This is a genomic window from Dialister succinatiphilus (assembly GCF_928721695.1).
In the GTDB taxonomy this organism is placed as follows: Bacteria; Bacillota; Negativicutes; order Veillonellales; family Dialisteraceae; genus Dialister; species Dialister succinatiphilus.
Genome location: NZ_OV788641.1, coordinates 170,530 through 183,999, shown reverse-complemented (window position 1 = coordinate 183,999; position 13,470 = coordinate 170,530). Strand labels below are relative to the sequence as shown.

General features: G+C 52.0%; 12 protein-coding genes. 7 read left to right on the top strand and 5 right to left on the bottom strand.

The genetic code is table 11. The features are described 5' to 3' along the window. Positions 1–129: 129 nt before the first annotated feature. From NW747_RS00870 to nifJ, 4 genes are all read right to left on the bottom strand, one after another. A complete protein-coding gene (locus tag NW747_RS00870; protein ID WP_273187565.1) occupies positions 130–1,413 on the bottom strand; it encodes a sensor histidine kinase in 1,284 nt (427 codons plus the stop codon). Next, on the bottom strand, positions 1,410–2,087 hold the full coding sequence (locus tag NW747_RS00865; RefSeq protein WP_273187563.1) for a response regulator transcription factor: 678 nt from the start codon (positions 2,085–2,087) through the stop codon (positions 1,410–1,412). Before NW747_RS00865 ends, NW747_RS00870 begins: the two co-directional genes overlap by 4 nt. 16 nt (positions 2,088–2,103) lie before the next feature. After that, positions 2,104–2,721, bottom strand: coding sequence for a GTP pyrophosphokinase (locus NW747_RS00860; RefSeq protein ID WP_273187561.1), 618 nt, complete (start codon positions 2,719–2,721; stop codon positions 2,104–2,106). A gap of 164 nt (positions 2,722–2,885) precedes the next feature. Next, positions 2,886–6,413 (bottom strand): pyruvate:ferredoxin (flavodoxin) oxidoreductase, encoded by a 3,528-nt coding sequence (gene nifJ / locus NW747_RS00855; protein ID WP_273188265.1) that lies wholly within the window; start codon positions 6,411–6,413, stop codon positions 2,886–2,888. A 433-nt stretch (positions 6,414–6,846) separates the two neighbouring features. On the opposite strand from nifJ, the gene NW747_RS00850 reads away from it, so the two are divergent. The 6 genes from NW747_RS00850 (at position 6,847) to NW747_RS00825 (ending at position 10,747) form a co-directional block, all read left to right on the top strand. Continuing rightward, on the top strand, positions 6,847–7,770 hold the full coding sequence (locus tag NW747_RS00850) for a LysR family transcriptional regulator (RefSeq protein WP_008860046.1): 924 nt from the start codon (positions 6,847–6,849) through the stop codon (positions 7,768–7,770). Positions 7,771–7,778: 8 nt separating this feature from the next. Beyond that, on the top strand, positions 7,779–8,075 hold the full coding sequence (locus tag NW747_RS00845; protein ID WP_273187559.1) for a hypothetical protein: 297 nt from the start codon (positions 7,779–7,781) through the stop codon (positions 8,073–8,075). 267 nt (positions 8,076–8,342) lie between these two features. After that, positions 8,343–8,759: an acyl-CoA thioesterase gene (locus NW747_RS00840; RefSeq protein WP_273095752.1), complete on the top strand. Its 417-nt coding sequence runs from the start codon at positions 8,343–8,345 to the stop codon at positions 8,757–8,759. Next, positions 8,759–9,532 (top strand): glutamate racemase, encoded by a 774-nt coding sequence (locus NW747_RS00835; protein ID WP_273187557.1) that lies wholly within the window; start codon positions 8,759–8,761, stop codon positions 9,530–9,532. Before NW747_RS00840 ends, NW747_RS00835 begins: the two co-directional genes overlap by 1 nt. 7 nt (positions 9,533–9,539) lie before the next feature. Further along, on the top strand, positions 9,540–10,094 hold the full coding sequence (locus NW747_RS00830; protein WP_008860050.1) for a hypothetical protein: 555 nt from the start codon (positions 9,540–9,542) through the stop codon (positions 10,092–10,094). Continuing rightward, positions 10,094–10,747: a coenzyme F420-0:L-glutamate ligase gene (locus tag NW747_RS00825; protein WP_008860051.1), complete on the top strand. Its 654-nt coding sequence runs from the start codon at positions 10,094–10,096 to the stop codon at positions 10,745–10,747. The genes NW747_RS00830 and NW747_RS00825 overlap by 1 nt, the downstream gene beginning before the upstream one ends. Before the next feature lie 230 nt (positions 10,748–10,977). On the opposite strand, the gene NW747_RS00820 is transcribed toward NW747_RS00825, so the two are convergent. Continuing rightward, positions 10,978–11,742, bottom strand: coding sequence for an alpha/beta hydrolase (locus NW747_RS00820; protein ID WP_008860052.1), 765 nt, complete (start codon positions 11,740–11,742; stop codon positions 10,978–10,980). A gap of 345 nt (positions 11,743–12,087) precedes the next feature. Here NW747_RS00820 and NW747_RS00815 point away from each other — a divergent pair, with 345 nt between their 5' ends. Beyond that, positions 12,088–13,431, top strand: a complete 1,344-nt coding sequence (locus NW747_RS00815; RefSeq protein ID WP_273187555.1) for a hypothetical protein — start codon at positions 12,088–12,090, stop codon at positions 13,429–13,431. Positions 13,432–13,470: the final 39 nt, after the last annotated feature.

Here is a 13,470-nt window from a genome sequence, read left to right as displayed (position 1 = left end):
CCACAACCCTCGGGGCCAAAGGCTCCGTCAAACTTAAGAACCTTCCGGCCGTCAGGCCGGTCCATCTTAAGAACCCTCACATCGAAGGTGTGTCCAAGGGTAATCCGCAACCCTCTGAACACTCCCGTACTATTTCGTCTTTACTACCATGACGAAGGCGATCCTTCCATCTTTATATTCTACAGTGAGGGGAATGGAGAGGAGGGAGGAGAGTTCCCGGGCTATGGAAAGGCCTATGCCGTAGCCTGTCTTTTTGCTGTTGTGGGATTCGTCGTTTCGGTAGAACCGTTCAAAGAAGCGGCTGTAGTCCACGTCTTTGCCGTCTTTGTAGTCGTTGGATACGGAGAGGCGGAGGGTGTCTTTCTTTTTTCCCTTTTCTGCCGAAAGGAGGATGGTGCCGCCGTCGTCGCAGTATTTCACTGCATTGTCCAGAAGGATGTGGAGGATTTCGGAGAGATATTTTTCATCGCTTTTGACGGTCAGCCCTTCTTCTGCGGAAAGGGTCAGTTTCTTTCCCTGGTCTTTGGCCAGAAGGTCGAAGTCCTCTTTCAGGCGGGCAAACATATCCTTTACAGGGAAGGAGAGGAACTGGAGCTGGGCCCTGGTGGCTTCGCCGGCTTTGGAGAGGAGGATGAGGTGGCTGATGAGGCCGGACATGCGGCGCACCTGTTTGATAATGCCCTCGGTCCACTGGTTTTTGCCGTTCATCATTTCCATGGCTTCTGCATTGACAGAAATAATTGCCAGCGGTGTTTTCAGCTCGTGGCTGGCGTTGGTGATGAATCGTTTCTGGTTTTCCAGGTTCTTGACGAAGGGGGCGATGGCCCGCTTGGAGAGGAAGGCGAAAATCAGGACATAGAGGATGATGCAGAAGAAGCCGAACCATACGGAGTAGGAGAGGAAGGTGTGCACGTCGGAGAATTCACGGGTGCAGTCCAGAATGACAAGCAGGGTGGAGCCGTCTTCGAGGGTGGTTTTCATGAAGCCGTAGCGGGCTTTATTTTTCTGCAGAAAGCCGCTGTTCGAGGGGGAAGCAAGGGCGATTCTGGCAAATTCCACGGCCTGTTCTTCAGAGAAGGCTACAATGTTTTTTACGTTGACTGCGGTGATGCGGCCGCTGCTGTCAAGGCGAAGGGAGAAGTAGCGGGTCTGGTAGGCAAATTCCGGTGTATCTTCCGGCCAGGTGATGCCGGGGAAGAAGTCTTTTCCCCAGGAGGCGGTATCGGCAGGATGGTAGCGGGAGGGCATGGTGCCTCCGTTCTGGGTGATATAGGTCATGGTGTCCAGGCAGTGCTCCCGCACGGCGTAGAAACCCATCATGTTGATGAGGCCCAGGGCGCCGGCCACGATAATGAATATGGCCAGGGTGGCCAGAAGGATGAACTGGCGGCGCAGTTTTTTGATGAGGTTCATGGCTCCTCCCGAAGGGTCAGCTTGAAATCTTTTCCTTCTTCCCCGGTAATGGCCAGGTCTGAGTTGATGGCAGACAGTTTTTCTCTCAGGTAGGAAATGTAAATCCACACCACGCTTTCATCGACCCCTTCTTCTCCGCTCCAGATTTTCTGGAAGATGTAGGAGGTGGAGAGAGGTTTGCCGTGATGGAGCATGAGGAGTTTCATCAGTTTCGTTTCCTTGCCGGAAAGGCGGATGGAATTATGGGCGGAAAGTTCCTGCTCTTCCGTGTCCAGACTGGTGGAGCCGGCGGAAAGGGTGGAGGGGGTGAAGTCTTTTCCTCTTCTGGTGAGGGAACGGATACGGGCCAGCAGTTCTCCGATGGCAAAAGGTTTGGTAAGGTAATCGTCGGCACCGGCGTCCAGGCCGGTAATGCGGTCATCCACTTCGGATTTGGCGGTGAGCATAATCACCGGTGTCACATCACCGGCTGCGCGGACTTCCTTCAGGGCGGTGATGCCGTCTTTCACGGGCATCATAATGTCAAAGACCATGCAGTCATAGTTGGTGCGGGAGGCCAGATCCACGGCCACCGCCCCGTTTTCTGCCCAGTCCACATCGAAGCCCTGGTGTTTCATAATGGCTATCAGCACGTCGGCCATATCTTTTTCATCTTCAGCAAGCAGTATACGCATAGGTTCTCCTTTATTCTTAATGTTCCTGACGGATAAGGTTCCGGATGGTCTGCATGGACAGGTCGCAGGATGCCAGTTCATCGGCGCAGCGCTTCAGTTCCCGCGTAATCATTTCCGGATTTTTGATGTTTTTCTTGTACTTCATCTGGTGTTCCAGACTGGCCCAGGAATCCATGGCAATGGTGCGAAGCTGGATTTCCACAAAGAAATGGCCGGGATTGTTGCCTTTCACGTCTTCCAGGGGCGCTTCCAGCCGGGCGATGAGGTGGTAGCTGCGGTAGCCGTTGGGTTTGGCGTTTTTGATGTAGTCTTTTCCCTTCACAATGGTGCAGCCGGGGAGGGAGCGGATGAAATCGATATTTTCGTAAATGTCATTGAGGAAGCAGCATACGATGCGGATGCCGATGGCATCGTGAATGTCATAGAGGGCGGAAGAGGGAGTTTCGGGAAGGTTTTTCCTCCGGCACTTGTCCCGCATGCTTTCTTCCGATTTGATGCGGTAAATCAGGTGTTCATAGGCTGCTTCTCCTGTTTCTTCCTTTCGTTTTTCGTTGAAATCTTCAATCTGGGAAACCAGGGAGTGAAGGACTTGGGGCAGCGCGTCCTTCCAGGCGCCGTATATGGATTCGTTCATGGGAATGTCTCTTTCTTAAAAATAATATTCTATATTATACCATGAAAAGAACAGGAATTTTATAAATTTCGGTCTGTGGTCAATTCCAAACTGGCGTTATTTAGGCAGTCAGCAGGGCACGCAAAAAAGCCATGGCCGGAGCCATGGCTTTTTCACTGAGCTGTTTATTTCTTTTCAGCTGCTTTTCTTGCTTCGATTTCCATATCGTAGGATTTCTGGATACGGACGTAGTTTTCGCGGCGCTGTTTTGCGTCTCTTTCTGTCTTTTCGAAGAGTTCTTCTGCTTTGTCAGGGAAGAGTTTGGCAAGGGATGCGAAACGGACTTCGCCCATGAGGTAGTCCCGGAAGTTTCCTTTCGGTTCCCTGCTGTCCAGATGGAAGGGGTTCTTTCCCTGTTCCAAAAGGGTGGGGTTGTAGCGCCAGTTGCACCAGTAACCGCATTCCACCGCTCTCTTTTCTTCTTCCGAAGATTTGCCCATGCCTGCTTTCAAACCGTGGTTGATGCAGGGTGCATAGGCGATAATGAGGGACGGTCCCGGATAGGCTTCTGCTTCGCTGATGGCTTTGAAGGCCTGGTTCATATCAGCACCCAGGGCGATCTGGGCTACGTAGATGTAGCCGTAGGAAACGGCGATCATGCCCAGGTCTTTCTTCTTGGTCTTCTTGCCGGAAGCTGCAAATTTGGCAATGGCAGCAGCCGGGGTGGATTTACTGGACTGTCCGCCGGTATTGGAATACACTTCGGTATCCAGTACGAGGACGTTCACGTCTTCGCCGGAAGCCAGTACCTGGTCCAGACCGCCGAAGCCGATATCATAGGCCCAGCCGTCGCCGCCGAAGATCCACTGGGATTTCTTGACGAAGTGGTCTTTCAGGTCCAGCAGTTCTTTGTATTCCGGATGAGCGGCCACTTCTGCGGTGAGGGCTTCTTCCAGTTTGTCTGCTCTGTCTCTGGTGCCGTTTCCGACGTCCTTCTTGTCCAGCCATTCTTCGATGGCACTCTTTACGGTGTCATCGGCAGATGGGAGAGCTTCTTTCAGTTTGCCGGTGAGGCGGTCCCGAAGTTTGGCTTCGCCCAGATGCATGCCCAGACCGTATTCTGCGTTATCTTCAAAGAGGGAGTTGGCCCATGCCGGTCCCTGGCCTTTGGCATTCTTTGTGTAAGGCATGGAGGGGGAGCTGGCTCCGTAAATGGAGGAGCAGCCGGTGGCATTGGCAATCATCATGCGGTCGCCGAAGAGGCGGGTTACCATGTTGATGTAGGGTGTTTCGCCGCAGCCTGCGCAGGCGCCGGAGAATTCGAAGTAGGTCGGTTCGAACTGGGCGCTCCGGAGGTTGCCTTTGCCCAGCGGGTTCTTGCGGGCCGGCAGCTTCATGGCGTAGTCCCAGAGGTTCTGCTTGGACAGCTGGGTTTCCGCAGGCTTCATGACGAGAGCCTTCTTGGGAGCCGGGCAGGTGTTGGCGCAGATGCCGCAGCCATAGCAGTCTTCCGGATCGATGATGATGCGGAATTTCAGGCCTTTTACGGGGCCTCTGAATTCCTTCACAATGAATCCTTCCGGTGCTTTTTCTGCTTCTTCTTCTGTTACCAGAACCGGACGGATGGTGGCATGGGGGCATACCACGGAGCACTGGTTGCATTCGATACAGTTTTCCGGAATCCATTCAGGAATATTGATGGCAGCAGCAGGGCGTTCGTACTTGGAAGTGCCCGAGGGGAATGTGCCGTCTTCCAGACCTTTCCAGGTGGAAACAGGGAGATCGTCCCCTTCCTGGCGGTTCATGACGTCGCACACGTTCTTGACGAAATCAGGACGGGCCACTCTGGCAATGGAGCCGCCGGTGGTGGCATGTTCCCAGGAAGCCGGTACTTCCACTTCTTCCATGCCTGTCATGCCTGCATCTACGGCGGCATTGTTCATGTCTACCACGTTCTGGCCTTTTCTGCCGTAGGATTTTTCATTGGATTCCTTCAGGTACTTCACTGCATCTTCGTCGGGAATGATGTGGGTGAGGTGGAAGAAGGCAGCCTGCATGATCATGTTGATACGGCCGCCAAGACCGATTTTCTTGGCGATTTCAAAGGCATCGATAATGTAGAATCTGGCGTGGAGGGCAGCCAGTTTCCGTTTCATGGCAGCGGGGAGTACCCGTTCCAGGTCTTCTTTTCTCCAGGGGGAGTTCAGAAGGAAAATGCCGCCGGGCTTGAAGCCGCGGAGAAGGTCGTATTTATAAATGTAGGACGGACGGTGGCAGGCAATGTAGTCAGCCTTGCGGATAAGGTATGGTTTCCTGATGGGGTCTTCGCCGAAGCGGAGGTGGGAAATGGTGACGCCGCCGGATTTCTTGGAGTCATAGGCGAAGTAGCCCTGGGCATAGAGGTTTGTGTGGTCGCCGATGATTTTGATGGCGCTCTTGTTGGCGCCTACGGTGCCGTCACTGCCAAAGCCCCAGAATTTGCAGGAAACGAGCTTGCCCGGCATTTCCGGTACCGGCACCGGCGCAAGGGAAAGGCCGGTTACGTCGTCGTTGATGGACAGGGTGAAGTTATGGCGCGGTGTTTCTTCTTTCAGGTGTTCATAGACGGCCATAATATCTTCCGGAATCACGTCCTTGGAACCAAGGCCGTAGCGTCCGCCGCATACTTTGATGGAGCGGCCGGAGGAAGCGATGGCGGAAACCACATCCAGATAGAGCGGTTCGCCGATGGCACCGGGTTCACGGGTACGGTCAAGAACAGCGATTTTCTTCACGGTTTCCGGAATCTGGGAGAGGAAATGTTTCACAGAGAAGGGGCGATAGAGATGGACATTGAGAACGCCTACCTTTTCGCCATGAGCGTTCAGGGCATCGGTGACATCTTTGCAGATATCGGTGACAGAGCCGATGGCGATGACGATGCGGTCAGCATCGGGAGCACCGTAGTAGTCAAAGAGGTGGTAGCTTCTGCCGGTGAGTTTGCTGATTTTGTCCATGTAGTCCTGGACAATGTCAGGCAGTGCATTGTAGAAGGGGTTGGCTGCTTCGCAGTGCTGGAAATAGACATCCGGGTTTTCTGCAGTGCCGCGGATGACCGGATGGTCCGGATTGAGGGCGCGGGCACGGAATTCGGCCAGAGCCTTCTGGTCAATGAGAGGAGCCAGTTCATCATAGTCCAGGACTTCCACCTTCTGGATTTCATGGCTTGTACGGAAGCCGTCGAAGAAGTTGATGAAAGGTACCCGTCCTTTGATGGCAGCCAGATGGGCAATGCCGGCCAGGTCCATGATTTCCTGGGCATTGGCTTCTGCCAGCATGGCGCAGCCGGTGGCACGGGCACTCATGACGTCCTGGTGATCGCCGAAAATGGAGAGGGCATGGTTGGCCAGTGCACGGGCAGCGATGTGGAATACGCCCGGCAGCAGTTCCCCTGCTACTTTATACATGTTCGGAATCATGAGGAGCATGCCCTGGGATGCGGTATAGGTGGTGGTCAGAGCACCGCTCTGGAGAGAGCCGTGAAAAGCGCCGGCAGCGCCGCCTTCGGCCTGCATTTCCACAACGTGAACCGTATCGCCGAAAATGTTCTTCTTTCCGTGGGCGGCCCATTCATCTACCGATTCCGCCATGGGGGAGGAAGGGGTAATCGGGTAAATAGCAGCTACTTCAGTGAAAGCGTATGAAATATACGCTGCAGCTGTATTCCCATCCATTGTTTTTACTTTTCTCACAGAATCAACAACTCCTTTTTGCGAAAAACAGGGTTCTGCTTTTCTTTGAAAATACCTGCAGGATATGGAAGAAGGAAGGCTCCTGCTGCCGAAGCAGGTAAGGCAGAAATCCGGAAGGGACATCCCTTTTTCATCACGTTCTCTTGCAAGATGCCTGGAAATTATGTACAATAGTTCTATGATAAATATGCATAGATGTCCGGACTTCGTTCTATACAAATCAAGAAGCACTGTACATGCAGGCTGCGCCCTGATAGACACATCACTATTATAGGATAAAGTCAATCTTTTCACAAGGGAAGCGGATTCGTTGACAGAATTCTCATTTCTGCGAAACAGGATTTTATGAATGATTCCCGGAATTCATGACAGAAATCGCCTTTCTGTCAAAACCAATGGACAGGAGGAAAGAAGAATGGATTATCGTCATCTGAAATATTTCATGGAAGTGGCAGAGCAGAAAAGTTTCAGCAAGGCTGCCAGAAATCTCCATATTTCTCAGTCTGCCATCAGCCGTATGATTAAGTCTTTGGAAGAAGAGCTGGGGGTTACCCTCTTCATCCGGAATGCCAAGACTGTGGAAATCACAGCACCGGGCACCATTTTCTACAATTATGCCAAACGGTGCCTCTTCGTTTTTGAACATTTGAAATCGGATTTTGAAAACGAATTCAACCTGAAGCAGGATACCATTGAAATCGGTCTGCCTCCCATTACGGATGCTCATGTATTTGCCAAGCTCTTAGGTGAATTCAAGCGCACCTATCCCCAGATTGCCATCAAGCTCTATGAACACGGCTCCAAAGTCATTGAATCCTCTGTGCAGGAAGGCATTATTGATGTAGGCATTATCTGCACCATTCCGAATAAGGATTTCGAATCCTTCTTCCTGTCGGAAGACGAAATGTGCGTGGTTATGCCGAAAGGGTATCCTCTGGAAGAAAACAGGGAGGTTCCCATGAAACTTCTGGCCGACTATCCTCTGGTGCTGTACCGGGACGATTTCAACCTTCACGATGATATTCTGACCAACTGCAAGAAGATCGGCTTCACCCCGAAGGTAGTCTTTGAAACAAGCCAGCGGGAACTGATGCTGCAGACCGTAGCCAGCGGCCTGGGCGTAGCCATCCTGCCGTCCCGCCTCTGCCCTGCCAACAGCGAAGACAGCCGGGTGGTGACCAGGGTGATGACAGAACCCAGAATGACCCATCACCTCTATGCCATCTGGAAGAAGGGTCGGTTCCTCTCCAGAGCAGCCCGCCTGTGGATCGAATTTACCAAAGATCATCTCACCATGCTGAATGATGACAAGAAGCTGGACGATGAGATGAGGAAATAAGAACTGCCGTGAAACAGTGGAAAGAAAAACTGGACTGGGAGAGAAATCGCCCCTTCTACCTCATCATGGCTGTCCTTCTGGCCATGGTGGTGTACCAGCAGTTCCTGATTACGGATCTTCAGGAACGGATGATGAACATAGAATCTTCCTCCTACGATGACCAGCTGAATAATATCCGCTGGGAAGCGGAAACGGCCCTTTCTGAAAACAGGGAACAGGAGAAGGATATCCTCCAGCTCCAGAAGCATTCCGCCACCCAGAACTGGCGGCTCATGGAAATGGAATGGGACACCTACGGAAAATAAGGGAAAATAAGGAAAAAGCGGCACTGCCGGCGCAGGGCCGCTTTTTTCATGACATAAAAGGGGATGCTTCTGTGGTATAATGAAAAAAGCGCTGATTCATTCATGGGTCTGCTTTTATCTGGCTTTACAGGAACTTTTATGCCCCGGGGCTGCGGGATTTCAAAGAGAGCTTTACTGGTCCCTTTTCCGATAGAACATAAACATCCGGGAAAAGCAGCCTTTGCATCAGGCCGTTCTGACATGCCAAAGCGATGGAGGTTATTTATTATGTTCATATATAAAAGAAGAGTTAAATTTTATGAAACCGACGGTATGCAGGTGGTGCACCATGCCAACTACCTGCGTTATTTTGAAGAAGCCCGGGTGGAGTACCTGAGGGAAGGAAAGCTGGACCTCACAGAGCTCATGGACGAGGGCATCGTATTTCCCATTGTGGAAGTGGACGTCAAGTACCACCAGAGCGCCCGGTATGACGAAGTGCTCCTGATTAAGACCTATCTTCGCAAGGTAGACCGGGCCAGACTTGTTTTCGAATACGAAGTGGTTTCCGAAAAGTCCGGCGCCCTGCTCACCACGGGCCGTACGGTGAATACCTATACGGACATGCATACAGGCCGGATTGTGCGGCTGCCGAAGGAAAAACTGACAGCTCTCATTGATCTTTCCAAAGGGGATAGAGAATAATGGACAACAGACCGATTGGCATCATGGATTCCGGCGTAGGGGGCCTCACGGTGGCCCGGGTGCTGCATGAGAAATATCCCAAAGAAAGCATAATCTTTCTGGGAGACAGCCTCCGCAATCCCTACGGCGAAAGGACAAGAGATGAAATCGCCCGCTTTGCCGGGGAAATTAAAGATTTCCTTATCAAAAAGAACGTAAAAATGATCATCATTGCCTGCAACACCATTTCTTTCAACGTGTATCCTTCCTTTCTGGAAGGGCCGGTGCCGGTGGTGAAGATGAGCCTTGACATCACCCTGCCGGAAGGCACGAAAAAGGCGGGCATTTTTGCGACGCCTGCCTCCATCAGAACCCATGCCCACAGGAAATATGTGGAAAAGAAATTCCCTGAAGTGGAATGGGTGGAGGTGCCCTGCGACGGTGTGGCGGCTGCCATTGAGCAGGGAAAAGATGAAAATTTCATTTCTGCCCTTGTGCAGAAGGCGGCAAAGGAGTATCATGCATTAGGTATAGATGCCGGCTACTGGGCCTGCACCCATTATCCTCTGGCGCCATCTGCCTTTGCCAGAGTCTTTCCGAAGGTTCCTTTCATTGACCCGGCCCTGCCTACGGTGGAAGCGGGAATGGCCATCCTTCAGAGAGAGGACAGGCTGGCAGAAGGGAAAGGCAGGGATGATTTCTATTTCACCGACGGCCTTGCCCATGCAGAGCCTCTGGTGAAACGGCTTTTCGGCCCGGCAGCTGTGGAAAAAACAAATCTTGTAGGAGAGTGAGTAAAGAATGTTGTTGCTTGTTAAAATTGCGGCAGTGATCGTCCTTATCATCTGCCTCGGCTTCATTGCCTACTGGGCGGTGGCTGTCATTAAGGGAGACTGCGTCCTTCGCATGCTGAAATCGAAACGGACGCCCCTGAAGGTGGAGTCCATGGATATGCGTCATGTGCGCCTGTCCTTCACCATCCCCATCAAAAATGTGGGAAAACAGCTGGGCACCATTATGGATGCCTTCGTCCGCATTTACATTCCCTTTGAACAGTATGACAAGGCCAGAGTTACGGGTCACCTGACCGATTTTGACGTGCCAAGGCATGACGACTACTGGCAGGCCTTCATCCTGGATCCCGGAAAGGAAAAGAAATTCCTCATCACCCTGGACATCGACGGCAAAGGCCAGAGCATCCTCCAGGACCTGGAAACCTTCCCGGAATTCGGCATGGATATCATTTATCAGGTCGTAGCAAGAAGCGACTACTACTATGCCAAGACAAGAGTCGTAATTACCAGGGAAGAGCTGCAGAATGCTCTCTATGAATATACTTCGGAGGTGAGAAAATAATGGCAGAACTGAAACTTGTTCCTATCCATACCAGAATTCTCACCCATCATGACAACATTGTGGATGCCATCCTGGAATATGCAGGAGACCAGATTACCGATCATGATATCGTATGCTCCGCCGAATCGGTGGTAGCCATCACCCAGAACCGCTACGTCCGTCCGGAAGAACTGAACGTATGCTGGCAGGCAAGACTGATGAACCGCTTTGTACCGTCCGCCGGCTCCATGGCCAGCATTTACGGCATGCAGGCAGCCATGGACGAAGAAGGCAAATGGAATATGCTCTTCTCCTTCGCCCTGGGTGCTGTGGCTAAGATTTTCGGTAAAAACGGCGTATTCTACGCCCGCTGCCGCCAGGCTTCCCTCATCGACGACGTAACCGGTACCATGCCGCCTTTCGACAAATGTCTGGTTTACGGCCCCGCCGACACAGACAATGTGTGCGAAAAGATTAAAAAAGCCACCGGCGCCTACGGTGCCGTCATTGCCGATGTAAACGATCTGAAACGGGCCGCTGTCCTCGGCAGGAGCAAGGGCCTCGATCCGAAAAAGATTGCCAAAATCTTGATCGACAACCCCTTCGGCAACGACAACCAGAAAACACCGATCGTCATTATCAAGAACTTCACCGATGTGATGGAAGGCAAATAACAGGGATCTGCGAATGAATACAGCCTTGTGAAAATCAGAAAAAGGACTTTGGCCCGAAGGGGTACAAAGTCCTTTTTCTGTGGAGATATAAAAGGTAAGCCCGGAACGCAGGCTTCTTTCCCAGGCTCATCTGGGTACATATGCTGCATGCCTGACCGAAATGGATCCGGGCGAAGTATCCTGCTTTCCCTTATAAATCCCATGAACCTGATGGTGCCTGGCAGCCTTTCTTATCCATGAAAGAATTCGATAATCTTATGGATAGCCAGGGCCATGTGGTCCGGATTCTGGAAGGGGTGGTTGGCGCCTTCCACGGGAATGAATTCAATCACGTTGTTTTCAGCAAAGCGGCGGGATTCTTCAATGGGAATCATTTCATCCTTTGTGCCGTGGATAATGAGCATGCTGTCAGCAAAGTCGAAGTATTCGTGTTTCATGACGTCAAAACTTTTCAGGGAATCGAAGAAGGACTGATCCACCTTCATTTTCCTTTCAAAGCCTACGGATATTTCCTTGCCTTTGCGCAGTTTGTTCTTGTCATCTTCCGACAGGTAGCTCATCATGGACTGATACATGCAAACCGCCGGGCAGCGAAGGGCGATTTTAGTAAAGGGGTCCCCTTTTTCGATGAGGTAACGGAGTGTCAGATATCCGCCGAAGCTGGAAGAGTAGTTATATACCCTTTTGGCTTTCATCACTTCTTTGGCGTATTCCGTGACCAGGGTAAGGTAGGTGAGGCATTCATCGATGGTCAGCTTTTTTCTGGCGTCCATGCCGTGGCAGGGCCAGTCAAAGGCAATCACCGCAAATCCTTTGTACTTGGATGTGAGGTGTTCTCCGAAATGCAGGGTGCCTGCCGTTTCTTTGCTGCTGCCAAAGCCATGGGTGACGATGACTACATCGTCAAAGGTCCTTGTGCTTTTGTCATTGTCATTTACAATAAGGCGGCTCCGAATGCTGAAGCCGCCGCGGTTGATATCAAAATGCTTTTCCATGGTATCGCTTCTTCCTTTATATATTGGTACATGAAAAATATAACATAAAAGTGGACCGGTGGGCTAGGGAAGCGCTGATTAAATCGTTGTTTGCTTTTATTCTTGAATTTTTATGCAATGCAAGGAATGAGGCGACGCGAATAGCGAGCTATTTAAGGAGTCTCATGACGAAGCAGTGCATGAAAATTCTTATAAAAGCAAACTCTATGAATTAATCAGTGCTTCCCTAGTGTGTTAGTGAGCTGGTGGGCTGGTGGAGGGGCCAGCCCCAATCCCCAGTCCACTGTCACACTAGCCCACTAATACACCATATGTGGTAAGATAGATGGAGAATACGAGGTGGTTATGATGGCTTACAGGGAAGCGGAGCTGCTTGCCATGGTGGAGAAGGATGCACTTCATCCGGATCTGCTTTTTACGAAGGATTATATAGAAAAGGATGGTGTTACTTCCGATACCGGAAAACGGTATGAGGAGGTGGTGCTGTCATGGCTTCTGGCCCATGGAGACAGTCTGGTGAAGACTGATGAAAACTGGTCCATGTACAGGACGGCAGTGAGAAGAGCGTCGGAGGAAGGCGGTCGGCTGATTGCATCCATTCTTGGACAGAAGGATTTTGCCCGGGGCGTGGCTCTGGATATGTCCATTCATATCAAGGACAGTCAGGCCGGGGAATGGGGCCTGTTTCCGTTGGCCTCCATGGACCGGACGGGCCGGGTGCTCACGGTATATGATGTGAGACAGGAGGGAGAGGCGGAAATGCCTCTTCGCCGGCTTCTTCGGGTGTGGTCATGGAAGGAGTCGGTGAACCGGCTCACCCTGGCGTCTATCCTGGAAAGAAAGAGTCCCTTTGTGCTGAAGGCGGCGGTGCTTGTGACAGGATCTTCCAATGAAAGGTACGGCAGTTCCCAGAGGCAGTCCATTTCCATGCCTCTTCAGCGGCTTTCTGTGCTGCTGGGGGTGTCTGAGCTCTATGCGTTCCACGGTATCCATCTGGCTCCTGTGAACCCGGGGCTTCCGCTCTATGGCCAGTATTCGAAGGCAGAGCTCCTGTCGCTTATTGAGAAGGATAGTGCCCATCCGGAGTCTTTGTACCAGAAGGAATACATCAACCGTCGGGGCGTTACCTGGGATACGGAGGAGCCTTACTGCCAGGTCCTGGGGGACTGGCTTCTGCATCATCGGGATATCTGGATGACCCTTCCCCGGGGCATGTACCGCCGGGTAGAAGGGGCGCGGGCGGAAAAAATTCTGAAATCCGGTTTCTGGGACCAGGTGAGGAAGCAGAAGGTGCTGCCGCCCTTTGGACGGGTGCTTCCGGATGATCTGGTTTTCCTGGGAAGCCGTTTCCAGCAGGTGGGCCGTCCAACCATGATGGTCCATGATATGTCCGGCGAAGGGAAAGATGCGGTGTCCCTGGTGCGGGTACTGGAAACGCCGGAGTCTTCCGATACCCTTCTGGGGACGGTGCTTCGGGCCTTTACCCATCTGGTGGTGCTGGATGAGGAGAAGCTTTTGAAGGACATGAAGCTCCCCGAGGGGTCCCATATAGAAAGCCGGATTCTGCTGGAAAGGGGAGAGGCCCAGACGGACAGTTTCCTTCGGGACCTGCCCTGCCTTTCCGAACTGATGAAGGCCATGGGAATCGCTCTGGTGATGGTGGAAAAGGGATATGAAGCGCTGTGGTAGGATTTCCTGCCCGAAAACAGTCTTCCTTTTGCCACCAGG

Coding starts and splice junctions, on each gene's coding strand:
- NW747_RS00850 (WP_008860046.1), top strand. CDS start 6,847: ATGGATTATCGTCATCTGAAATATTTCATGGAAGTGGCAGAGCAGAAA.
- NW747_RS00815 (WP_273187555.1), top strand. CDS start 12,088: ATGATGGCTTACAGGGAAGCGGAGCTGCTTGCCATGGTGGAGAAGGAT.
- NW747_RS00840 (WP_273095752.1), top strand. CDS start 8,343: ATGTTCATATATAAAAGAAGAGTTAAATTTTATGAAACCGACGGTATG.
- NW747_RS00870 (WP_273187565.1), bottom strand. CDS start 1,413: ATGAACCTCATCAAAAAACTGCGCCGCCAGTTCATCCTTCTGGCCACC.
- NW747_RS00825 (WP_008860051.1), top strand. CDS start 10,094: ATGGCAGAACTGAAACTTGTTCCTATCCATACCAGAATTCTCACCCAT.
- NW747_RS00865 (WP_273187563.1), bottom strand. CDS start 2,087: ATGCGTATACTGCTTGCTGAAGATGAAAAAGATATGGCCGACGTGCTG.
- NW747_RS00830 (WP_008860050.1), top strand. CDS start 9,540: ATGTTGTTGCTTGTTAAAATTGCGGCAGTGATCGTCCTTATCATCTGC.
- NW747_RS00860 (WP_273187561.1), bottom strand. CDS start 2,721: ATGAACGAATCCATATACGGCGCCTGGAAGGACGCGCTGCCCCAAGTC.
- nifJ (WP_273188265.1), bottom strand. CDS start 6,413: ATGGATGGGAATACAGCTGCAGCGTATATTTCATACGCTTTCACTGAA.
- NW747_RS00835 (WP_273187557.1), top strand. CDS start 8,759: ATGGACAACAGACCGATTGGCATCATGGATTCCGGCGTAGGGGGCCTC.
- NW747_RS00820 (WP_008860052.1), bottom strand. CDS start 11,742: ATGGAAAAGCATTTTGATATCAACCGCGGCGGCTTCAGCATTCGGAGC.